This is a genomic window from Enterobacter sp. EC_50, assembly GCF_019584525.1.
GTDB lineage: Bacteria > Pseudomonadota > Gammaproteobacteria > Enterobacterales > Enterobacteriaceae > Enterobacter > Enterobacter roggenkampii.
In genome coordinates this window covers 134,037-154,933 of sequence record NZ_VDAF01000001.1, presented here as the reverse complement: position 1 = coordinate 154,933, position 20,897 = coordinate 134,037, and the positions used below count along the sequence as shown (strand labels likewise).

19 protein-coding genes and 1 pseudogene are annotated in these 20,897 nt (G+C 56.0%); 6 read left to right on the top strand and 14 right to left on the bottom strand.

The features are described from left to right. Window position 1: 1 nt before the first annotated feature. Together FHC48_RS00725 and FHC48_RS00720 are read right to left on the bottom strand one after the other, a co-directional pair. A pseudogene (locus FHC48_RS00725) lies at window positions 2–1,620 on the bottom strand (TIGR04028 family ABC transporter substrate-binding protein). Between the two features lie 139 nt (window positions 1,621–1,759). Then, window positions 1,760–2,962, bottom strand: coding sequence for an NAD(P)/FAD-dependent oxidoreductase (locus FHC48_RS00720; protein ID WP_059364451.1), 1,203 nt, complete (start codon window positions 2,960–2,962; stop codon window positions 1,760–1,762). A gap of 130 nt (window positions 2,963–3,092) precedes the next feature. Between FHC48_RS00720 and FHC48_RS00715 the strand changes: the two genes are divergently transcribed. Then, on the top strand, window positions 3,093–3,599 hold the full coding sequence (locus tag FHC48_RS00715) for an Rrf2 family transcriptional regulator (protein ID WP_028013240.1): 507 nt from the start codon (window positions 3,093–3,095) through the stop codon (window positions 3,597–3,599). Between the two features lie 43 nt (window positions 3,600–3,642). On the opposite strand, the gene adhP is transcribed toward FHC48_RS00715, so the two are convergent. Both adhP and FHC48_RS00705 read right to left on the bottom strand, forming a co-directional pair. After that, window positions 3,643–4,653 carry an alcohol dehydrogenase AdhP gene (adhP, locus tag FHC48_RS00710; protein WP_059364450.1) on the bottom strand — a complete coding sequence of 337 codons (1,011 nt, stop codon included), beginning with the start codon at window positions 4,651–4,653 and terminating at the stop codon, window positions 3,643–3,645. Between the two features lie 197 nt (window positions 4,654–4,850). Next, window positions 4,851–6,563: an ABC-F family ATP-binding cassette domain-containing protein gene (locus FHC48_RS00705; RefSeq protein ID WP_119312117.1), complete on the bottom strand. Its 1,713-nt coding sequence runs from the start codon at window positions 6,561–6,563 to the stop codon at window positions 4,851–4,853. 654 nt (window positions 6,564–7,217) lie between these two features. On the opposite strand from FHC48_RS00705, the gene FHC48_RS00700 reads away from it, so the two are divergent. After that, the gene (locus FHC48_RS00700) at window positions 7,218–8,255 is read left to right on the top strand and encodes an HNH endonuclease (protein ID WP_145975734.1); all 1,038 of its coding nucleotides are present in this window, start codon (window positions 7,218–7,220) and stop codon (window positions 8,253–8,255) included. Window positions 8,256–8,258: 3 nt separating this feature from the next. Further along, window positions 8,259–8,786 (top strand): YrhA family protein, encoded by a 528-nt coding sequence (locus FHC48_RS00695; protein WP_059364932.1) that lies wholly within the window; start codon window positions 8,259–8,261, stop codon window positions 8,784–8,786. Window positions 8,787–9,361: 575 nt separating this feature from the next. Here the strand turns inward: FHC48_RS00695 and FHC48_RS00690 are convergent. The 4 genes from FHC48_RS00690 to FHC48_RS00675 form a co-directional block, all read right to left on the bottom strand. Then, window positions 9,362–11,059, bottom strand: a complete 1,698-nt coding sequence (locus FHC48_RS00690) for an NAD-dependent malic enzyme (RefSeq protein WP_008501715.1) — start codon at window positions 11,057–11,059, stop codon at window positions 9,362–9,364. 176 nt (window positions 11,060–11,235) lie between these two features. Continuing rightward, the gene (gene sra, locus FHC48_RS00685; RefSeq protein ID WP_008501714.1) at window positions 11,236–11,373 is read right to left on the bottom strand and encodes a stationary-phase-induced ribosome-associated protein; all 138 of its coding nucleotides are present in this window, start codon (window positions 11,371–11,373) and stop codon (window positions 11,236–11,238) included. 95 nt (window positions 11,374–11,468) lie between these two features. Beyond that, window positions 11,469–11,684 (bottom strand): biofilm-dependent modulation protein, encoded by a 216-nt coding sequence (gene bdm, locus FHC48_RS00680; RefSeq protein ID WP_013096534.1) that lies wholly within the window; start codon window positions 11,682–11,684, stop codon window positions 11,469–11,471. Window positions 11,685–11,916: 232 nt separating this feature from the next. Then, complete coding sequence (locus FHC48_RS00675) at window positions 11,917–12,768, bottom strand: Vmh family MBL fold metallo-hydrolase (RefSeq protein ID WP_046092164.1); 852 nt, start codon at window positions 12,766–12,768, stop codon at window positions 11,917–11,919. Between the two features lie 110 nt (window positions 12,769–12,878). Here FHC48_RS00675 and FHC48_RS00670 point away from each other — a divergent pair, with 110 nt between their 5' ends. Beyond that, window positions 12,879–13,754 carry a LysR family transcriptional regulator gene (locus tag FHC48_RS00670; RefSeq protein WP_059364934.1) on the top strand — a complete coding sequence of 292 codons (876 nt, stop codon included), beginning with the start codon at window positions 12,879–12,881 and terminating at the stop codon, window positions 13,752–13,754. Between the two features lie 19 nt (window positions 13,755–13,773). On the opposite strand, the gene FHC48_RS00665 is transcribed toward FHC48_RS00670, so the two are convergent. Next, entirely contained in the window at window positions 13,774–14,733 is a 960-nt protein-coding gene (locus FHC48_RS00665) for a hypothetical protein (protein WP_059364936.1), read from the bottom strand. A gap of 115 nt (window positions 14,734–14,848) precedes the next feature. Here FHC48_RS00665 and FHC48_RS00660 point away from each other — a divergent pair, with 115 nt between their 5' ends. Next, window positions 14,849–15,277 (top strand): OsmC family protein, encoded by a 429-nt coding sequence (locus tag FHC48_RS00660; protein ID WP_008501708.1) that lies wholly within the window; start codon window positions 14,849–14,851, stop codon window positions 15,275–15,277. A 23-nt stretch (window positions 15,278–15,300) separates the two neighbouring features. Here the strand turns inward: FHC48_RS00660 and FHC48_RS00655 are convergent, their stop codons facing one another. Continuing rightward, window positions 15,301–16,206, bottom strand: coding sequence for a LysR family transcriptional regulator (locus FHC48_RS00655; RefSeq protein ID WP_059364938.1), 906 nt, complete (start codon window positions 16,204–16,206; stop codon window positions 15,301–15,303). 116 nt (window positions 16,207–16,322) lie between these two features. Between FHC48_RS00655 and FHC48_RS00650 the strand changes: the two genes are divergently transcribed. After that, on the top strand, window positions 16,323–17,072 hold the full coding sequence (locus FHC48_RS00650; RefSeq protein ID WP_008501706.1) for an SDR family NAD(P)-dependent oxidoreductase: 750 nt from the start codon (window positions 16,323–16,325) through the stop codon (window positions 17,070–17,072). Here FHC48_RS00650 and FHC48_RS00645 read toward each other — a convergent pair. From FHC48_RS00645 to FHC48_RS00630, 4 genes are read right to left on the bottom strand one after another with little or no spacing between them, the layout of a single operon-like run. Then, complete coding sequence (locus FHC48_RS00645; protein WP_059364940.1) at window positions 17,069–17,998, bottom strand: ABC transporter ATP-binding protein; 930 nt, start codon at window positions 17,996–17,998, stop codon at window positions 17,069–17,071. The two genes, FHC48_RS00650 and FHC48_RS00645, sit on opposite strands and share 4 nt — an antisense overlap. After that, complete coding sequence (locus FHC48_RS00640) at window positions 17,991–18,977, bottom strand: ABC transporter ATP-binding protein (protein ID WP_220418721.1); 987 nt, start codon at window positions 18,975–18,977, stop codon at window positions 17,991–17,993. The genes FHC48_RS00645 and FHC48_RS00640 overlap by 8 nt, the downstream gene beginning before the upstream one ends. After that, window positions 18,977–19,870, bottom strand: coding sequence for a D,D-dipeptide ABC transporter permease (gene ddpC, locus FHC48_RS00635; RefSeq protein ID WP_059364944.1), 894 nt, complete (start codon window positions 19,868–19,870; stop codon window positions 18,977–18,979). Before ddpC ends, FHC48_RS00640 begins: the two co-directional genes overlap by 1 nt. Then, window positions 19,867–20,889 (bottom strand): ABC transporter permease, encoded by a 1,023-nt coding sequence (locus tag FHC48_RS00630; protein ID WP_008501701.1) that lies wholly within the window; start codon window positions 20,887–20,889, stop codon window positions 19,867–19,869. Before FHC48_RS00630 ends, ddpC begins: the two co-directional genes overlap by 4 nt. Window positions 20,890–20,897 lie beyond the last annotated feature (8 nt).

The window sequence follows — 20,897 nt, the reverse complement described above, 5'->3', positions numbered from 1 at the left end:
CTCAGTGTTTCTCAAGCCACGCGCCGTAGAACGACGGGCGGCCGACCGCTTCAAAATTCACGCCTTTTAGCCACGGCGCACCGGCAAAGACCTGCGGCTCCTCGAAAATCGGAATGACGTAGGCGTTATCCAGCAGGTAGCGCTGGGCATCGCCGGTCAGCTGCAGGCGTTTTTGCGGGTCGACTTCGGCGGAGATATCCACCAGCAGCGCATTCAGCTTGTCGTCACGGAAGCTTTTGACCTTGTCGCTGGAGCCGCCTTTTTGCAGCAGCGCGTCGCGGTTAGCGGGGTAGAACATGCTTTTCACCACGTCAGGATCGGCGCGGCCCACTTCGGAGACGGTTAACGGGGTTTTCAGCGGATCAAGGTTATCCAGCGTGCGGCTGCCTGCGTCACCGGCTTTCACGCTCAGCGCCACGCCCACCTTACGCCACTGCTGGGCAACCAGCTGCAGCACCTCTTTGTTTTGCGGCTGCGGCAGGGATTCATACACCGTCAGCGCCAGCCGCTGGCCGTCTTTGGCGCGGATCCCGTCGCTGCCCGCTTTCCAGCCCGCCTCGTCCAGCAGCTGGTTAGCTTTAGCCGGGTCAAAGGTCAATTTGTCGCTGAGATCGACAAAGCCAGCGGCGGAATCGGCAATCACCGACTTCGCCTGCGTATAGTTAGCCGAGAAGAGGGTCTCAACCACCTGTTTTGCATTGGTGGCGTGCAGCAGCGCCTGGCGCACGCGAATATCGGAGACCAGCGGGTTATCCGGGCGGAAGCTGATGCTGTCGTTCACCCCGCGCGTTGGGGCGGCGTAGATTTTATAGCCCTGATCGGTCGCCTGCTTTTCGTCATACGCCTGCACCTGGCGAATAAAGTCGGCCTGACCGGCCAGCAGGGCGCCGACGCGCACGCTGTCTTCCTGAGTCACGATAAACTTGATGCCGTCCAGATTGGCCGGACCCTGCTGCGGCAGATTTTTTGGCCCCCATTGGTAATCTTTGCGGGCTTCCAGCGTCACTTCGCGACCCAGCTTCTCGTCCTTCACCACAAACGGGCCTGAGCCAATGATATGCCGGGCGTCACCCAGCTCTTCAAAATTGCGCTTGAGCGTGCTGAGCGAGACCAGGCCCGACCCGATGGTGGCGGTGCCCTGCAGGAATCCCGGTGACGGTTTTTTGAAGTAAAACTTCACGGTCAGCGGGTCGACCACTTCGCTGCGATCGTAGTATTGATCACTTCTGACACCGGCAGGCGCTGCGCCTTGTTACCTAAGCCGTAGGTATCAAAGTTTTTTGCTACGGCGTTGGCGTCCAGCGGCGTGCCGTCGGAGAAAGTGATCCCCGGGCGAATTTTGAAGGTGTATTCGGTTTTATCGGCGTTGGTGGTCCAGCTTTCGGCCACCCACGGTTCGACCTGCAGCGTCTTTGGATTTTGCCACGTCAGTTTGTCGGTGATCTGGTTCAGAATGCCGCCGTTCGGGTAGAAGCCGCCGGCGGGCGGATAGAGGTTGGTGTGCGCCTGTTGTTCCAGATAAATCAGCGTGCCGCCTTTGACCGGCGCATCGGCGGACCAGGCTGCGGTGGTCGTCAGAATCAGCGCCGTCAGCAGCGGCAGACGAAATGGGGTTTGCATGGTGAATTCCTTTGTTATCTTCTTGTTAGCGTCGGATTCATCATCGGGCGCGGGGGAAAACAAGGGAACAAAGGAATTAAGATAAGGATTGCCGGAAACTGAAAATATAAACGCCCCGTGAACGGGGCGAAAGCGGGAGCTAAACGAATTTCGCCAGCGGGTCCGCGGCGGCAAACGCGACCGCTTTATCCGCCGCTGGGGGGTAGATCAGCTCGTTAGTGATGGCGATCTTGATCTTTTTGGCGTCATCCCTGACTGACTTAACGACCTGATCCCAGCCCTCGGTATAAACCGCACCCCATCCGCCTAAATCCAGGCAGGTGACATAGCTCACCTGACGATAAGGGTAGGGATCAACGTTCAGCAGGCTGGCGGCAGCGTTATGTCCGGCAAATTTCCCTAGCTGGATCGCGTGCTGGCAGGTCATTAGCGCCGTGTTGCCCGCATCGTCTGTTTTGGCGTGAGCCATATCGCCGGTGGCATAGACGTCAGGATGTGCGGGGATCTGCAACGTCTCTGTCACAACCAGGCGGCCCTGGCTATCGCGTTCACCGTCTATCTGCAGGCTGAGGGGATTTGCCTCGACGCCTGCGGTCCAGACGACGGTCGCAGCAGCAATACGTTCACCGTTTTTCAGCGTTACGCCGTGAGCATCAATGGCTTCAACTTCACTCTTCAGCCGCCATTCAACGCCCAGCGCCTCACTCGCCTCTGCAATTGTTTTACGCAATGCGTCGCTATAACGGCCGCCAATGACTGGTCCTTTTTCAACTACGACTATTTTAATCTCCGTATTGTCGCCAAAACGGGCACGCAGTCGGGCAGGTAGCTCCGTTGCCAGCTCGATGCCGGTAAAGCCGCCTCCGCAGACTACCACGGTGTTGCGCTCGGGCGTGGAGGGACGTAACGCCAGTGAATCAAGGTGGCGCTCAAATACCTGTGCGGATTCCAGCTGGTCGATGTCAAAGGCGCAGTCAGCCAGGCCGGCAATCGGTGGGCGTTTGGTCTGGCTGCCCGTGGCGAGGATCAGCCTATCGTAGGAAGCCGTAGCATGAGCGCCATTGGACATCCGGTATAAAACGGTTTTCGCCGTGGTATCAATTTGTTCCGCGTGTCCGGCAATGAATGTGATATCAAGCTCGGCAAACAGGTCAGTCAACGGGGCGACCAGCGTTGACACCTTCTCCTCATAGAAGCGTGGCCGAACGCGCAGTTCGGGTAAGGGGGCCAGTACCGCAATCTCCAGACTGTTATTACCCTGCTGCTCAGAGAGACGTGCCGCGCTCACGGCTGCCCACATACCCGCAAAACCACTGCCTACGATTAAAATCTGCTTTTTCATATTCGATCCTTTCTCCCGCCAGGCTTCGTGCCTGACATAACTGCCACTATACTTGTCGGAGTTAACTCCGACAACTTCTTTCTGAGTTAAAAATCGTTATAATGCTCCGAACACTAATTCGGAGTTAACCATGGCGTTTTACAGTTCCGGTGTGGAATACGGCATTCACAGCCTGATGTGTATGGTGGATGCGAAGGGCAACGAGCGTGAGATGAGCGTCCGGGAGATGGCTGCCTTGCAGGGTGTCCCGTATGACTACCTCGGCAAAATCTTCACGCGCCTGTCACGTGCCGGGCTAGTCATCAGTACGGAAGGCAAGGGCGGGGGCTTTAAGCTGGCGCGTCCGGCGGAGCTGATCAGCGTGCTGGATGTGGCGCATGCCATTGACGGCGAGAAAAATATGTTCGAATGTCGTGAAGTGCGCCAGCGGCTGGCCGTGTTTGATGAAGCTCCGCCTGCCTGGGTCTGCGACGGCCCGTGCGGAGTACGTTCAGTCATGGACAGCGCGCAGCAGCGGATGGAAGAGGAGCTCGCGCGTCATACTATTCTCGACCTGGCGCGTAAAATGTACCGAAAAGCGCCGGACACCTTCCAGATTGAGGTTCAGGAATGGATTTCAGTTCGTCGTTCGTCGTAGCAATGAGCCGGGTAAGGCGTAGCCACTACCCGGCAAAAGGTGTTTACGAGCGTAAGTCGATCACCATACGGCCACGGATCTGGCCCTGTTCCATCTCTTTAAAGATGGCGTTGATGTCCTCGATAGGACGCATCGTCACTTTCGGCACCACTTTGCCCTCGGCCGCAAACTGGAAGGCCTCCTGTAGATCCTGACGGGTGCCAACCAGCGAACCCACCACCTGAATACCGTCCAGCACCAGGCGCGGAATGTCGAGGCTCATCGCTTCCGGCGGCAGGCCAACGGCGACCACGCGGCCACCGGCACGCACGGCATCTACCGCCGAGTTGAAGGCCGCTTTTGCGACGGCAGTGACGACTGCGGCATGCGCGCCGCCGGTTTTTTCCTGCACAATTTTAGCGGCATCTTCGCTGCGAGAGTTGATGGTTAAATCCGCACCCATGCTGGCTGCCAGCTTCAGCTGTTCGTCGTTCACGTCAAGGGCGATGACTTTGGCGTTAAAGACGTTTTTGGCGTACTGCAGCGCAAGGTTGCCCAGCCCGCCCAGACCGTAAATCGCAATCCACTGGCCCGGTTTAATACCCGACACCTTCACCGCTTTGTAGGTGGTCACGCCAGCGCAGGTAATGCTGCTGGCCGCCGCCGAATCCAGACCGTCCGGCACTTTTACCGCGTAATCCGCGGTGACGATGCACTCTTCCGCCATGCCGCCGTCGACGGAGTAACCGGCGTTTTTCACGTCACGGCACAGGGTTTCGTTGCCGGAATTACAGTATTCGCAGTGGCCGCAGCCTTCAAAGAACCAGGCCACGCTTGCGCGGTCGCCGACTTTCAGCGACTTCACGCCAGGGCCGACTTCTTTCACGATACCAATTCCTTCATGGCCCAGGATAACCCCGGTCTTGTCGCCAAAATCACCGTTCTTCACGTGAAGATCGGTATGGCTTACGCCACAGCACTCCATCTTCAGCAGGGCTTCCCCATGCTTAAGCGGGCGTAAGGTTTTTTCGGTGACGTTGACCTGGTGGTCCTGAGTGACAACAGCAGCCTTCATGTGTATCTCCTTGTTCATGATAAGAATCTGCATAGCAGGTGTAATACCCCTTAAGGATTAATACATTAGCCTGGTAATGCAAGGCTGCGGCAACATAATGTCATCATTTGATTCGATTTCAGATTAAGAATACGGCGATCCTCTAATAATTAAGGGGGGAAAATGCTGGCCCGGCGAGGCGCTCGCCGGGCGCAGACTTACAGCTGGGCTTCTATCTCCTCTATCTCTTTACGCCATTGTGCCTGGAGCTGCGGCTTTTGATGCTTCGGCTTGCGCGCCAGATCGTCTTCCAGCAGCGTTTCCAGCGCGACCAGGCGCTCAAGCAGATCGTCATACGGCGAGGGGGGAACTTCCCCAGCGGTGACGACGGGCGCGGCGGATGTCCCGAGCCCCGCGCTTTCACGCAGCCGCTCAAACACCGCTTGTGCATCGTGCCACTCGCTCAGGGTTCCCTCTTCAATCAGCCAGAAGCGGTTGCAGCTTTGGCTGATTAACTGACGGTCATGGCTGACCAGCAGCACGCCACCTTCGAACTGCTGAAGGGTGTGCGCCAGCGCCTCTTTGCCTTCCATGTCCAGGTGGTTAGTGGGCTCATCCAGCATCAGCAGGCTGTAGCGGGCAAGCGTCAGGCCCACGAACAGCAGGCGCGAACGCTCGCCGCCGCTGAGCGTGCTGACTTTCTGCCCATGGCGGGACCACGGGAACCCTGCGCTGATGAGCGCCATTTTGCGGTTCTGCGGATCCGGTGCAAAAGGTTCCAGCGCGTCGAGCAGCGTGGCGTCATCCGGCAGCTGATGCAGCGTCTGGTCGTAATAGCCCGGCGACACGCGCGGGTGCAGCTTCAACCCGTCGTGGGTCAGTTCATCGGTAAACTGTCGCCAGATAAGCTTCATCAGCGACGATTTACCGCAACCGTTACGACCGACAATCGCCACGCGATCGCCGCTTTTTAACCGCGCAACGTCGACGCTGAACAACGCAGGCAGGCCCGGGGCAGGGGGCACGTCAAGGTTTTCCATCTCCAGTAAACGGTCGGCCCGCAGCGCGTCGCCGCGTAGGGTTAGCGTCCACGGGCTACCTGCCGTGAGTTCCGTCTGGCTCTCCCTGAGCCGTTCGACCTGTTTTTTCATCTGTTTGGCTTTGCGGGCCAGGTCTTCGTTGTCGTAAACCTTACCCCAGGTCGCCAGACGTTTGGCGCTGGCGGTCACGCGGTCGATCTCCTTTTGCTCCGCCTTGTGGCGCTGCGCGTCGGTCTCATCTTTGGCTTCCAGCGCCTGACGTGCCGCCGTGCAGGGAAGGGCAAAGTAGTGCAGCGTTTTATCGCGCAGGATCCAGCTGCCGTTGGTGACGGCATCCAGCAGCTGTCTGTCATGCGAGACCAGCACAAAGCTGCCCGACCAGGTCTGTAAAAAGTGCTCCAGCCAGAGCATGGTCGGCAGGTCAAGGTGGTTGCTGGGTTCATCCAGCAGGAGCAGGTCCGGCTCGTGAATCAGCGCCCGGGCCAGCAGCAGGCGGGTGTGCTGCCCGCCGCTCAGCGTGGCGGAGTGCAGCGCCATATCCTGCGGCGTAAAGCCCATGCCTGCCAGCAGCGTTTCGGCTTTCCAGCGCAGGCTATCGCGCTCAGCAAAAGGCAGCTGTGCGAGTACGGCATCCAGCATGGTGAGCGGTAAAATAGCGTCCGGGAGATGTTGCTCCACGCGCGCCATCAGGCAATGCCCGGCTAGCGCTACTGTTCCGGCAGCAGGGGAATCCGTGCCGTCCAGCACCTTCAGCAGCGTACTTTTTCCGCAGCCGTTATCGCCCAGCAGGCCAATGCGGTCGCCTTTTTTCAGCGTAAAGGAGAGTGAGTCGAAGAGCGTGCCAAACGCCGTATCAACGCGTAAAGATTGTGCAGTGAGTAAAGTGCTCATTGTTGCTTACCCAAGAGTTACAGGCATGTTTATGCCTCGTCAAACATCGCTGACGATAACTCAGTAAGCCCGAGAGAAGGGATTTCAGGGGGTGGTGTCTTCGCTCAAGCCGAAGTTATCGCAGCACGATACCGATAACGCTTGAGCGGGTGCGATCACCAAATGTATGTGAAACATTGAAAATTTCACGATACAGCATAATTGGCCTCCTTATATATTCAGTGGGTTAATGGATGAAAGGAGTGTAGCGGGGGAAAAGGGGTTTGGCTAGTGGGTATTCGAGGGTGCGGTTTGTTGCCCTCACCCTGACCCACAGAGAGAGAGATATGCAAACTCGCTGGCTATAATTTAATCGCAGAATTGTTGTAACACGCTGATTAAAAAGAAGAGTAAAAATAGCATTTTGAAGTATATAAATTCCGGATTGCAAAATTCAACAATTCGGATTTTATTTAAGTTAATCCAGCATGATATGCATCATAAAGCTGATATTTATTTCCTCTATTGCTGTAGTCATTTATAACGATTAAAAAATAGAGGGATACTATGTTCAGATTATGTGAGATCTATGACTTTGAGCGAGATGCTACTCTTTTGGACTTCGAAAATATAGTGAGTCCAAAGCGGGGCTTGGAATTGGCATGTTATTACTATGTGTTAGACTACAGCGCGTATAAGTCAAGGTTATATTTTGATATACCTAATAGAAAATGGAATGGCGATAGGCATTTTGGTGAGAAATTTAAAAGGCAACCTTTAACGTACTATGATCCGATTTATGATGATTTAGAAAGGGAGTTGTTGCTCGGTCGAATAGTTGCTGTAGATACAGATAAACATTGGACTTGGTATAATAACCCTTTTTCTTTTGATGATAACGGTGAAATAGTTTACGAGCCGTTTATGCCTGGTTCTTGGGAATGTTCATTCCGTGATTCAGTGTTGAGCGCATATCATGTAGTGCTGGAGCGTAATCAACGTATCAAACCACGTCCTACACAGAAAATACAGTATGGCGCACCTGGATATGTTGAACCTGAGCAACATGCTCAGTCAGCAAAGACCATAAATAACAAGAATGTAGGGCGTCTGTTAGCCGCTGGCGGCGTTTATAATGGTAACGTTGAGGGATTTAGAAAGACTGCTGAACAACTGGGTGGAGAAGCTTTAGAAGGTTATAAAGGCGTTATGACCGATACTAACATTGGAATGGGTATAGCTGCTGCATCAATTCTTTTGGTAAAAAATCCTGCGATGGCTGAAGAACTAACAGGATTTTTAGGGAAAACAAAAAATACAAAAGTCTTCTTACAGAATGTAAAAGTTGAACAAATAAATTACTTACGCAGACCACGTGATGAATATTTATCACTTAGAAAAGAATTTGATAATACAGTCAGAAAAAATTTTATGAAAAGCTTATCAGTCGAACCAGGTATTGATCATTACTTTAATACTTCTCAAATTGAATTAATGGCACATGGAGGTGTTCCTGATTCCTGGCAGGTTCATTATAAATTACCTCTTGATGATGGGGGCGACAACAGTTTTGGAAATTTGATACTAATACAAACAAAGCCATATCATAATGCATTAACTGGGGCACAAAAATCCGTTACTAAAGATTTGATGCCAGGTCAAAGCATTGATACATTATGGCCTATGCCAAATGGAACATTTTTCAGTAAATAGGTGATGGAAATGGAAAATATAAGTTTTCAAGATATTGATAAATCAGTTGAAATTTTAAAAAAGAATATGATTAAATATCATTATAATATTGCAGCACCGCTTCCTCAAGAAATACAGGAATTTATTCAAAGCGACGTGCCTCCCGCAGACTGGAATGAAATAAAGAAAAATATACACAAAGACATAAAAACATTATTTGACGAAGTGGAGGAGGTTAAATATTTTTATACAAAAATTGATGGTTTAGAATTTAATGCAGCGACGATATATGGGTTCAGTCAGATTGCTGATGGGGAAATGCTGTGGTCAAATATCTATACAATGAACTTTTATAATAGAGATAATGAAATATTCATTGATCCGGACTTAAAAGATAACATTGTTATTGGTGAAGATAGTATGTCATATTTTTTATATAATATGGAATGTAAAACCTTTGAAATTAGAGATAAGATTGCCCCTGGCGTTCTAGAATCATTCATTGAATTCAACGGCATTCTGAAGTATATAATTAGAACGACAGAACTTTGAAGATAAAAAGGGACTCTATTGAGTCCCTTTGCTATTTTATTCCAGCGCACCATATATTGGTTCAGCAATCCAGCCATACGTAGCTGCCGGAAGCAAGCCACTAACCCCGTAAGGACGCAGCAGGGAACACTCCTGGGCTGGCGTGAAGATGAGTATCAGAAATTTGTTTTAACGGGCCAGGTTGAAGGTTAATAAAAATCCCGCCATTTTGGCGGGATTTTATTTTTTCAACTTTTAATAGAAGCTTTAACTTCTCAACATCATCATTGCTTAAAGCTCTTTTGAACTCCACACTTCCACATCATAAACAATCATAATGCTCATTTAGTAAACCGTTGCAGTGGGGACTTACCGATTTATGTACACTAATTGTTTGTTGCTTCTTCCAGCAAGAAGAATGAATATTCACTAAGATGAATGCATACGATAATGAGGCATTACAACACCCACAACAGCAGCCATTCAATTTTTTTTCAATGACTATTATTCGAGTAAGTGATTAAAAATATAAGCCTTTGTTTTAAATTTGTCTTATACGACCCTCTCCCACCGGGAGAGGGAACGGTCAAAGCGGATCAAATCGACGTACGGCGATAGCTGCGGTATTCAGGCTTCCAGAAGTTGTCGTCGATGGCCTGCTGCAGCGCGTCGGCAGAGGTTTTCACCGCCACGCCCTGCTGCTGCGCCATTTTACCCACCGCAAACGCGATAGCGCGCGACACCTTGTGAATGTCCTTCAGCTCGGGCAGAACCAGACCTTCGCCGTCGTTGACCAGCGGCGAGTGGCCCGCCAGGGTCTCGCTCGCCGACATCAGCATTTCGTCGGTGATGCGGGACGCGCCGGAGGCGATAACGCCCAAACCAATGCCCGGGAAGATGTATGAGTTGTTGCACTGGGCAATCGGATAGGTTTTATCCTTCCACACCACCGGATCGAACGGGCTGCCGGTGGCCACCAGCGCATTACCTTCGGTCCAGGCGATGATGTCCTGCGGCGTCGCCTCCACGCGGGAAGTCGGGTTAGACAGCGGCATCACGATAGGGCGCTCGCAGTGCTTGTGCATCTCGCGAATAATCTCTTCGGTGAAGAGACCGGTTTGCCCGGAAACGCCGATCAGAATATCCGGCTTCACGTTGCGCACTACGTCCAGCAGGGAAAGGACTTCGTTGTCGGTATCCCAGTTTTTCAGGTTTTCGCGTTTCTGCACCAGCTTCGTCTGGAACGGCAGCAGGTTGGGCATGCCGTCGGTCAGCAGGCCGAAACGGTCCACCATAAAGACGCGGGAGCGGGCCAGTTCTTCGCTTAAACCTTCGCGCTGCGTCTGGGCGATAATCTGCTCGGCGATACCGCAGCCCGCGGAGCCTGCGCCCAGGAAGACGATTTTCTGGTAGCTCAGCTGGCTTCCCGCCGCACGGCTGGCGGCGATGAGCGTACCCACCGTCACGGCCGCGGTGCCCTGGATATCGTCGTTAAAGGAGCAGATCTCATCGCGATAGCGGTTCAGCAGCGGCATCGCGTTTTTCTGCGCAAAGTCTTCAAACTGCAGCAGCACGTCCGGCCAGCGGTGCTTCACGGCCTGGATGAAGTCGTCGACAAACTGATAGTACTCGTCGTCGGTAATACGCGGATGGCGCCAGCCCATATAGAGCGGGTCGTTGAGCAGCTGCTGGTTGTTGGTGCCGACGTCCAGCACCACCGGCAGGGTATACGCCGGGCTGATGCCGCCGCAGGCGGTATACAAAGAGAGTTTACCGATGGGGATCCCCATCCCGCCAATGCCCTGGTCGCCGAGGCCGAGAATACGTTCGCCGTCGGTCACCACAATCACTTTGATATTGTGGTTCGGCACGTTCTGCAGAATATCGTCCATGTTGTGACGGTTCTGATAAGAGATGAATACCCCGCGGGAGCGGCGGTAGATCTCGGAGAAACGCTCGCAGGCGGCACCCACCGTCGGGGTGTAGATCACCGGCATCATCTCTTCGAGATGGTTTTGCACCAGGCGATAGAAGAGGGTTTCGTTGGTGTCCTGGATGTTACGCAGGTAGATGTGCTTGTCGATTTCCGTTTTGAAACCCTGGTACTGGATCCACGCGCGCTCTGCCTGTTCTTCAATGGTTTCAACCACTTCGGGCAGTAAACCCAGCAGGTTAAAGCTGCTGCGCTCTTCCATGCTGAAGGCGCTGCCTTTGTTGAGCAGGGGGAATTCGAGTAAAACCGGTCCGGCGTATGGGATGTATAAGGAACGATGTTTTTTCAGTTTGTTGTCCATGTCACTCACTCTTTTTATGAAGATCCGTCCCTGACACTGCTGTTTGTCATCTTTCTGGCCTGTGCGATGGGGTGCGGTCCGGCGGTATTATAAAGGAGCTAAATATTAATTACCGCAACACATAAACAAAAACACCACCGGGATTACCGATGGTGTTCTGGATCTCAGTCTGGAACTTACTTGCCCGCGTGGCGTTTTCTGCCGGTGGCGTGAGTGACTTGGGTTTCGTGGTCGCCTTCAATCACCACTTTGCGCTGATTAGAAAGCTTGTAGTTCAGTCCCAGAATATGGCGTGCCTGACGGTTCGATTTCATATTAACTCCTCAATCCTGTTGATAGTTTTAAGGACCACTTTGCTTACGCAAACGAAATGTAACCCCTTAGGTTGCAGATCCAGCTTAGCAGGTTTTTACAAGGGTGCGTTTTGCCCGCTGACGACGTAGTTAATGGTCTGCTGGTAGATGTCACTGAGGATGTCATTATCTGTGGATTCCACCCACTTGGTGAGTTCCATCAAAATGTCATCTTCAGTCACAGCACCGTGCTCGGCGTGAAGACCCTGTGCAATCGCGTTAACGAGTTCAGGTTGTGCTGCTGCGGTATTTGCCGGGTAATAAGTAAACATGCTGCCTCCGTGTCGTTGTCTGTTTAATGGTACGGCTCGCAAAAAATTTAATTCACAAACAGAATGGCAAATATTTTCACGGTTGTGGCTCAGATTCATCTTAGAAATAAAAATGACATAAGTGTATGCTTTTGTGTGCTTTTGAAATGCGGGGGTAAATCGACGTGGCGCTGAGAGAATATTATGACGGTGCTCCTGCTATCTCGAAAAAATAGCAGGAGCAGCGTTTAAATTACCACTTCATTTCGCCGGTATTCACCTTAGCGCTTAATTCCAGCGAGCTCTCTTCAGCCAGATTCGGATACTGTTTTTTCAGGGTGCTGATGACGCCCGCAGAATCTTTATGAACGGATAAGGCCTTTTCAAAGCGCTGGAGATAGTCACGGGTAAAATCAATCGCACCCGTCCCGGCTGGCGGGGTACCCAGATAGTGACCCGGGATCACGCGCTCGGGTTTGTGCGCCGCCATGTTCACCAGCGTTTCCTGCCACTGCTTACGGCTTTCCGCTGTCTGGGTGTCCGCCGTCCAGACGTGAATCCCCCAGGCTACGCCAGTGCCGCCGAGGATGGTCTTTGCGGACGGGATCCATACATAGGCCGCATAGCTGTCAGGCTGTTCGATGTCGATCTTCTCCCCGTCAACCATAAACGTGGTGGAGGCGAGAACCTGCGGGACGACCAGCTCCGTTGGCGCGCCGTCTTTCATCTGCGGACCCCAGAAGGCGAGCTTGGCGTCTTTGGTAGCCTTGATGTGATCAACCACGTGCTGCGTGGCCACCACTTTGGCGTTCGGGAAGGCTTTGACCAGCGGCTGCAGGCCAAAATAGAAATCCGGATCGCCGGAGGTGATCACAATCTTGTTCAGGGTCTTACCGCTTTGACGAATTTTCTCTACCAGCGCTTCGCCATCCTTCACGCTGAACTGCGCGTCAAACAGCACCGCCTCTTTCGGGCCGGAGACCAGCGTGGAGGAGACCGCGAAAATGCCTTTCTCCTGCGGGTTATAGGTATCAATGCTTAACGGCGCGGCAAAAACAGCCGGCGTGAAAAGGGAGGAAAGCAGGGCAAGGTGAGTGAATTTCATGCTGTTGTCTCTGTTGTTCAGGAATATCTCTATTGTACGGAAATTCGCATTTGCCAGAATTCCTGAAACAAGACATGCTTAGTTTCATAAATCGAGCAGATGGAGTTGATATGGATCGCGTGATTGCCGCTCAGGTTTACAACCGCATATGCGAGCTGGGAAGTTTGAGCGCGGCGGCCCGGGCGCTGGGTATTTCCCGCCCAATGGTGAGCCGCTACCTTGAACAGATGGAGAAATGGGCGGGCACGCGGCTGGTAAACCGCTCCACGCGCAAGCTGACGCTGACCGCGGCAGGCGAAAAGGTGCTGCAAAAAACGCGCACGCTCTCGCAGATCTCGCAGGAAATTGAAGGCCAGTCGGAAAAAGATCTCCCGTCTGGCACCCTGCGGGTGGCCTGCGCGCACTTTACCGCCATGCACCTGATTGCGCCGGTCCTGCCCGGTCTGCTCTCGCGCTACCCGCAGCTGCGCATCGAACTGGATGTGAACAACCATCCGGTCAGCCTGGTGGGAGAGCGCATTGACGTCGCCGTACGCATTACCGATAACCCTGAACCCGGCATGATTGCCCGTCGGCTGGGGGAGTGTCGCTCGGTCCTTTGCGCCTCGCCGGACTATCTGGCGCAGCATGGTACGCCCGGCAGCCCCGAAGAACTAGCCCGGCATAACTGCCTGCACTACAGCTTTTTTGCCGGGCAGTCCTGGCACTTCCTGACGCCGGAAGGCGAAAGCCTGAGCGTGGCCGTCAGCGGCAACCTGAGCGCCAGCATCTCTTCGCTGCTGATGGACGCGGCGATTAAGCACTGCGGTATCGCCATGCTGCCGGAGCGTGAGGCGCGAACCGCGCTGGAGCAGGGATGGCTGGTGCCGGTACTGGAGGCGCTGGAGCCGAAGCCGCTGGCCATCCACGGCATTTATCAGTCCCGGGAATACCAGCCTGCCGCGCTGCGGGCGTTCCTTGATGAGCTGGCCTGCTATCTGGCATGAGCGCGGCGTTTGCCGTCGTTTACTTAGCCTTTAGCCAGGGGGAGGCCGTGCTCCAGAAAATAATATCCGCCCCGAGATAATTTTCCGCGAACCGATCAAATTCTGCTTTGGTGAAGGGCTTGCCGGTCTCAGGGTTCTTATAGGTCAGGGTCGGTTCCTGAACCGCCATGGCGATAAGCGGCAGCGTCTGTTTATTTTTATGGAAGAAAGGATAGGCATTCTTCATATGCGCCTTGCGGTTGGGAACAATGTCCGGCCCACCGAGGCCGACACTGTTGGCGCTGGCATACGCAAAAAGACGCCCCATGTAGTTGTGGTCATTATCCCATTCGCACGGCCAGAAGTTCACGTATTGCACCACGTGTGATTTCTGAAAAGCCTTGCGCGCAAAGGCCAGGTTTTCCATTTCTCCCGCAAAATAGCTGTCGCAGGTAAATCCGGCGGGCAGATTTTTTTCGTCAAGATCGATGGCGGTTTCAGGCAGGTTTACGCCATATACCTCGCCATCAAAGCGTTTCGCGAGGGCGGCCAGCAGCGCCTGGTAGCGCTGGCGCACCTCGGGATCCCACTGACGCGCCACCCAGCCTGAACCGACCGGCTTGCCTTCGCCGGGGTTATCGAACTGCGGCGCAATCCCGCCTCCGTATTGCTTATCGTGCATCAGATAATCCGGCACGTAGCGCGCGTCCGCCTCAAAGAAACGGTCCTGAATCTGGATAAAAAGCTTTTTCCTGGCAGCCTTAAGACGCGCGAGATCCCGTTCAATGCGCGAGAAATCGTAGCGATCCTTCTCAGGCTCAAGCGCGCGCCAGTTGTAGACGATCTGTACGCCGCCGATATCGCTTCGCATAACGAGCGGGAACGCCGCGTCGAGCTCGCCGGAGCTGGTATAGATAAAGTTCTCGGGCGTTTTCGCCTGCAAAGACAACGATAGAGCGAGGGTAGCGATCGCAACGGCCATCCTGATTTTTAGCGCCATAGGTTTATCCTTTTTGTCGGTACAGCAGGTGTAAGTCCCGGAATTGTCTGTGTTCCAGGGGCAGTCAGATGCGTAGTCTATACTTAACCCTTTGTAAGCCAAAAGGAGAGCAAGAATGACTATTCATAAGCACGGTTCGGCACACTGGTCTGGCGACATTAAGCGCGGTAAAGGAACGGTTTCCACCGAGAGCGGCGTTCTCAATCAACAGCCTTATGGCTTTAATACCCGTTTTGAGGGTGAAAAGGGGACCAACCCCGAAGAGCTTATCGGCGCGGCACATGCGGCCTGCTTCTCGATGGCGCTGTCGCTGATGCTCGGCGAAGCGGGCTATACCGCCGACGCCATTGATACCACCGCGGATGTCTCCCTCGATAAAACGGACGGTGGTTTTGCCATCACCAAGGTTGCCCTGAAGAGCAAGGTGACCGTTCCCGGCATCGCCCCTCAGCAGTTCGACGGTATTATTCAGAAAGCCAAAGCGGGCTGCCCGGTTTCGCAGCTACTGAAAGCCGAAATTACGCTGGACTATACGCTTAACTAAGCCTCAGCCGGGCTGGTGCCCGGCTATCCCTTCAGCGCGGCGGGAAACACCTCCGCCAGCCAGGCAATAAACACCTTAAGACGGTGCGTCAGATGTCGATTCTGCGGGTATACCACGTGAAACGGGTACGCGGCAGGGCGCCAGTCGCCCAGGATCGGCGCCAGCGTTCCCGCCTGTAAATACGGCTTTGCCGAATACTCAAACGTCTGCACGATCCCCAATCCTGCCACGGCCGCCGCCAGGTGGGCATTACTTTCATTTATGCCGAGATAATGGGGGATATTGATTTCCATCGCCTCGCCATGCCGCCTGAAGCGAAAGGGAAACGCACGCCCGGTGACGGGCGAGAGGTAGCTAATGAGCTTGTGGCCGTTGCACAGCTCCTGTGGATAGGCTGGAACGCCATGGTTTTTCAGGTAGCCCGGCGTCGCGCAGGTGACCATTTCGGCGTTACCAATATGGCGAGCGATAAGGGTCGAATCGTCCAGCGGGCCGCCGCGGATCACGCAGTCTACGTTACCGCCGATCAGATCCACCGGACGATCGGCCACGCCAAGGTCGATGCGGATATCCGGGTAGCGCCGCATAAAGTCCGGCAGCAGGGGGATGAGCACGTCCCGGGCGGTGGAGCCGCCCACGTCAACCCGCAAATGCCCTTTGGGCGTCGCGCGGGAAACGCGAAACGCGGTGTCGATGTCTTCGATATCTATCAAGACCCTGAGCGCTTTTTCATAGTATTCCATCCCTTCCGGCGTCGCGACCACCCGGCGAGTCGTCCGGTGCAGGAGGCGTATCTCCAGATGCGTCTCAAGCGATTTCACCAGCTTACTCAGCGTGGCGATCGGCATGTTCAGCGAGTCCGCCGCGCGGGTAAAGCTGCCGGTTTCCACCACCCGGGTAAAGGCGCGCATCGCCATGAGCTGATCCATGAGATTCCCTCTGATTATTTCTGTATGTGAATAGTCATTTTCATTTTTGCTGGTTTTTCACTAATCCCGCAAGGGCTAAAGTTTGTCCAACGCAAACCCAACAAAAGGTAAATGACATGAACACGACTCTCTCAGGAAAAATCGCACTGGTCACAGGCGGCAGCACCGGCATCGGTCTTGCCACGGCGCAGGAGCTGGCGGCACAGGGCGCGAAGGTGTACATCACCGGACGACGTCAGGCCGAGCTGGACGCGGCGGTGGCTGAAATCGCTTCAACGGCAGTGGGCATTCGCGCTGACGTGTCAAAACTGGCGGACCTGGACGAGGTCTATGCCCGGATAGCCAAAGAAGAAGGCCGCCTCGATATTCTGTTCGCCAATGCGGGTGGCGGCGATATGCTGCCGCTGGGCGCGATTACCGAAGAGCAGTTTGACCGGATTTTCGGCACTAACGTCCGCGGGGTGCTGTTTACGGTGCAGAAGGCGCTGCCGCTGCTCTCCGCCGGATCCTCGATTATTCTGACCGGCTCGACGGTGTCCATTAAGGGGACGGCAAACTTTAGCGTCTACAGCGCCAGCAAGGCCGCCGTGCGCAACTTTGCCCGCTCCTGGGCGCTGGATTTGCAGGGCCGCGGGATCCGCGTCAACGTGGTGAGCCCGGGCCCGATCAAAACCCCGGGGCTTGGCGACCTGGTGCCGGAAGAACACCGTCAGGGGCTGTACGACGCGCTGGCCGCTCAGGTGCCGCTCGGCCGTTTAGGCGCGCCGGGTGAGGTGGGTAAAGCGGTGGCGTTTCTGGCCTCCGATGCGGCCAGCTTTATTAACGCCACCGAGCTGTTCGTGGACGGCGGGATGGCGCAAATCTAACCCAGACTGCGCCAGCAGCGGACGTCACGGCCCTCGCGAGAGGGCTGTAACGGCTGAGGACGCTCGCAGCCCTGCGCGGCCATCGGGCATCGGTCGCGGAAAAAACAGCCTTCGGGCAGACGGCGGTTGCCGGGAAGCTCCGTTTTGCGTAAGGCCAGCGTTTCATCCAGCGGTTCACCGGTGCGCGGAACCGAATCGAGCAGCAGGCGGGTGTAAGGATGGCGCGGCTCGCCAAGCACCTGCGCGGCGCTGCCCAGCTCCACAATCTGCCCAAGGTACATCACCGCCACGCGGTCGCTCATGTGCCGGACCACCGAGACGTTATGCGAGATCAACACGTAGGTCAGATTCCGCTGCTGTTGTAGCGTCACCAGCAGGTTGAGGATCTGCGCCTGCACGGAAATATCCAGCGCGCTGGTGGGTTCATCGAGCACGATGATATCCGGATCGGACGAGAGCGCCCGGGCGATGGCGATGCGCTGGCGCTGCCCGCCGGAGAAGGCGTGCGGAAGCCGGTCGAGATATTCCGGGCGAATGCCCACCTGCAGCGCCAGGTTTTCAGCCAGCTGGCGGCGGTCGCGCTCGCTGCTGCGCTTTTGCACCCACACCGGCTCGGTGATGATTCGCCAGACCGGCAGGCGCGGGTCAAGCGAGGAGAGCGGATCCTGAAACACCATCTGCATGCCGCCCGCGTGGTGCGCCCGCTGGCAGGCGCCGGTGCTGGGCTTAAGCATGCCCATCAGCAGCTGGGCCAGCGTGCTTTTCCCACAGCCGGATTCCCCGACAATGCCAAGCGTTTCTCCCCGACAGATCTCAAGGTCGAGCCCGTTGAGCGCATGGACCCGTTCCGTCACGCGGCCCAGCCAGTTTTTGCGCGCCGCAAAGTTCACGTGCACGCTATCCAGTTCCAGCAGTACATCAGACATGGGCTTTCTCCCGTTGTGGATACCAGCTGGCGGCCTGTTGGCCCTCTGCGCCGGTGGGCGCTAGGTGCGGCGTTTCGCTGCATTTCGCCCCGGCGGCAAAGCAGCGCTCGCGGAATGCGCATCCCTGCGGAAGCTGGCTGAGGTTGGGCACCGTGCCGGGGATGGCGGGAAGCAGGGCGCGCGGCTGGCCGTTTTCCGGCGCGCACTGCAGCAGACCAATAGAGTAGGGATGCACGGGCTGGTGGATCAGCGTTTGCGTGGTGCCGCTCTCGATCACGCTGCCCGCATACATTACATACACTCTGTCGCAGAGCTGGGACACCACGGCCATATCGTGGCTGATAAACAGCACCGAGGTGCCGCTGGCCCGCGCCTTGTGCTTCAGCAGGCGCAGCACCTGCAGCTGAACGGTGACGTCCAGCGCGGTGGTCGGTTCGTCGGCGACGATCAGCTCCGGCTCGCAGGAGAAGGCAAGGGCAATCATCACCCGCTGGCGCATGCCGCCGGAGAGTTCAAACGGATAGCGTGCCATGACCGCTTTCGCGTCCGGGATTTGCATCTCTTCCAGCAGGGTAATCGCCTTCTGCTGCGCCTCACGCCGGGAAAGCGGTTGATGCTGGCGGATCACCTCGACCATCTGTTTGCCAATCCGCCGCGTCGGGTTGAGGGCGGTCATGGGCTCCTGAAAAATCATCGCGACCTTTGCACCGCGCCACTGGCGAAGCTGTTTCTCGGACGCCGTCAGGACATTTTCGCCGAGTAATTTCACCTGACCATGATGAATGCGGTAGCTGCCTTCCGGCAGCAGACGCATGGCGAGCATGGCGGTCACGGATTTACCCGAACCGGATTCGCCCACCACGCCGACAATTTCACCCCTGCCGATCTCCAGCGAGACGTGGTTCAGCGCGTGGACCTCGCCGCGGAAAATCGGGAAGCTCAGATGCAGGTCTTCAATCTTGAGAACCGGGTCGGTCATCACTGTTTACCTCCTGACTTCGGATCCAGCAGATCGCGGATGCCATCCCCAAACAGGTTAAAGCCCACGGCGGTAATCAAAATCGCCGCTCCGGGAAACGCGCAGTACCACCACTGGTCCAGAACGTAGTTACGGCCGACGGCCACCATCGCGCCCCATTCGGCGGTCGGCTGCTGCGCGCCCAGGCCAATAAACCCCAGCGTGGCGGCCATCAGGATGGCGCTGCCGATGTCCAGCGACGCCTGCACGATCAGCGGCGGCAGGGCGTTGCGCAGGATATGCCAGCTGATCACATGCCAGCGGGATGCGCCAAAGGTGCGGGCCGCCTGTACGTAGGTAAACTGGCGCACCACCAGGGTTTGGCCGCGCGCCAGGCGGACGTAAAACGGAATGCGGACAATCGCAATCGCCAGCATGGCGTTAAACAGGCTTGGCCCGAGCGCGGCGGCCAGCGCCATGGTCAGCACCAGGGAAGGTATCGAGAGCATAATGTCCATCACCCGCATAATAATGGCGTCGCCGCGCCCGCCCAGCACGCCGGACAGACAGCCCAGCAGCGAACCGATGCCGCCCGCAATTACCACCACCGCCAGCCCGGCGGTAATGGACTGCTGGCTGCCCGCCAGCACCCGGCTGAACAGATCGCGGCCCACCTCGTCGGTACCAAACCAGTGCTGCGCGGACGGCGCCTGCAGGCGCGCGGTCAGATCCAGCGCGTTCGGGTCGTGCGGCGCGATCCACGGTGCGGCCACCATAATGAAAAGCATCACCAGCATAATGACGCCGCCAACCATCGTGAGCGGACTTTGGCGCAGCATCCAGAACAGCTTTGCCCAGTTGATGCGTTGTCTGGCGGTTTTCACCGGGACGGGCGTTTCCTGCGTTAACATCATTCGGCACCTCCGCGCCCGATTCGCGGGTCAATCCACAGGTAAAGCAGATCGACCACCAGATTAACCAGCACGTAGGCCAGCGAAACAACGACCGCAAAACCCATCACGGCGGGGAAATCGAGCGCCTGAATGGACGTCACCACCCAGGCGCCCATGCCCGGCCAGGCAAAGACGGTTTCGGTCAGCACGGCCCCATACAGCAGATCCCCCAGCGCCAGCCCGAGCACGGTAATCGACGGGATCATCGCATTCGGCAGGGCGTAGCGCAGGACGATATACCAGCCGGGCAGGCCGCTGGCGCGTGCCGTGCGGATGTAGTCCTCGCTAAGCTGCTCCAGCATCGCGGAACGGACCTGACGCGCCACGATGCCGAGATGCACAAATGCCAGCGTCAGCGAGGGCAAAATCAGGTGCTGCAGCGCATTGAAAAAGACCTCGCCGTTGCCTTCCAGCAGCGCGTCCAGCAGATAAAAGCCGGTGACGTGCGTCGGCGGATCGAGCCAGTCGTCCAGCCTGCCGCCGCCCGGCAGGATTTGCAGGTGCCCGTAGAACAGCACAATGACGCCCAGCCCAAGCCAGAAGGCCGGGGTGGAGATCCCGGTCATCGCCATTAAACGCACCAGGTGATCCAGCCAGCGGTTGCGGTACACCGCCGATAAAATTCCCAGCGGCACGCCGATGACCAGCGCCAGCAGGAGGGAACAAAAGGCCAGCTCCAGCGTGGCGGGGAAAAAGGCCTTCAGGTCTTCCGCAACCGGGCGTCCGGTCCGGATGGAGGTGCCTAAATCACCGTGGGCCAGGGCGTCCACGTAGCGGCCAAACTGAACGTAGAGCGGCTGATCCAGCCCCAGCTGCTGGCGAATGTTCTGCACGATGTCGTCGCTGGCGCGGTCGCCGGCCAGCAGACGGGCCGGATCGCCGGGGATCAGGTGTGAAATAATAAAAGTGATAATACAGACACCGGCCACCACCAGGAGTAACCCCCAGCAGCGCTGGCGCACGATGCTCCAGAACGTCATACACTTTC

Bases quoted from the DNA above. Each gene is read 5' to 3' on its own strand.
- FHC48_RS00720 (WP_059364451.1), bottom strand. From the start codon at position 2,962: ATGAAAAAGCAGATTTTAATCGTAGGCAGTGGTTTTGCGGGTATGTGG.
- FHC48_RS00715 (WP_028013240.1), top strand. From the start codon at position 3,093: ATGGCGTTTTACAGTTCCGGTGTGGAATACGGCATTCACAGCCTGATG.
- adhP (WP_059364450.1), bottom strand. From the start codon at position 4,653: ATGAAGGCTGCTGTTGTCACTCAGGACCACCAGGTCAACGTCACCGAA.
- FHC48_RS00705 (WP_119312117.1), bottom strand. From the start codon at position 6,563: ATGAGCACTTTACTCACTGCACAATCTTTACGCGTTGATACGGCGTTT.
- FHC48_RS00695 (WP_059364932.1), top strand. From the start codon at position 8,259: ATGGAAATGGAAAATATAAGTTTTCAAGATATTGATAAATCAGTTGAA.
- FHC48_RS00690 (WP_008501715.1), bottom strand. From the start codon at position 11,059: ATGGACAACAAACTGAAAAAACATCGTTCCTTATACATCCCATACGCC.
- sra (WP_008501714.1), bottom strand. From the start codon at position 11,373: ATGAAATCGAACCGTCAGGCACGCCATATTCTGGGACTGAACTACAAG.
- bdm (WP_013096534.1), bottom strand. From the start codon at position 11,684: ATGTTTACTTATTACCCGGCAAATACCGCAGCAGCACAACCTGAACTC.
- FHC48_RS00675 (WP_046092164.1), bottom strand. From the start codon at position 12,768: ATGAAATTCACTCACCTTGCCCTGCTTTCCTCCCTTTTCACGCCGGCT.
- FHC48_RS00670 (WP_059364934.1), top strand. From the start codon at position 12,879: ATGGATCGCGTGATTGCCGCTCAGGTTTACAACCGCATATGCGAGCTG.
- FHC48_RS00665 (WP_059364936.1), bottom strand. From the start codon at position 14,733: ATGGCGCTAAAAATCAGGATGGCCGTTGCGATCGCTACCCTCGCTCTA.
- FHC48_RS00660 (WP_008501708.1), top strand. From the start codon at position 14,849: ATGACTATTCATAAGCACGGTTCGGCACACTGGTCTGGCGACATTAAG.
- FHC48_RS00655 (WP_059364938.1), bottom strand. From the start codon at position 16,206: ATGGATCAGCTCATGGCGATGCGCGCCTTTACCCGGGTGGTGGAAACC.
- FHC48_RS00650 (WP_008501706.1), top strand. From the start codon at position 16,323: ATGAACACGACTCTCTCAGGAAAAATCGCACTGGTCACAGGCGGCAGC.
- FHC48_RS00645 (WP_059364940.1), bottom strand. From the start codon at position 17,998: ATGTCTGATGTACTGCTGGAACTGGATAGCGTGCACGTGAACTTTGCG.
- FHC48_RS00640 (WP_220418721.1), bottom strand. From the start codon at position 18,977: ATGACCGACCCGGTTCTCAAGATTGAAGACCTGCATCTGAGCTTCCCG.
- ddpC (WP_059364944.1), bottom strand. From the start codon at position 19,870: ATGATGTTAACGCAGGAAACGCCCGTCCCGGTGAAAACCGCCAGACAA.
- FHC48_RS00630 (WP_008501701.1), bottom strand. From the start codon at position 20,889: ATGACGTTCTGGAGCATCGTGCGCCAGCGCTGCTGGGGGTTACTCCTG.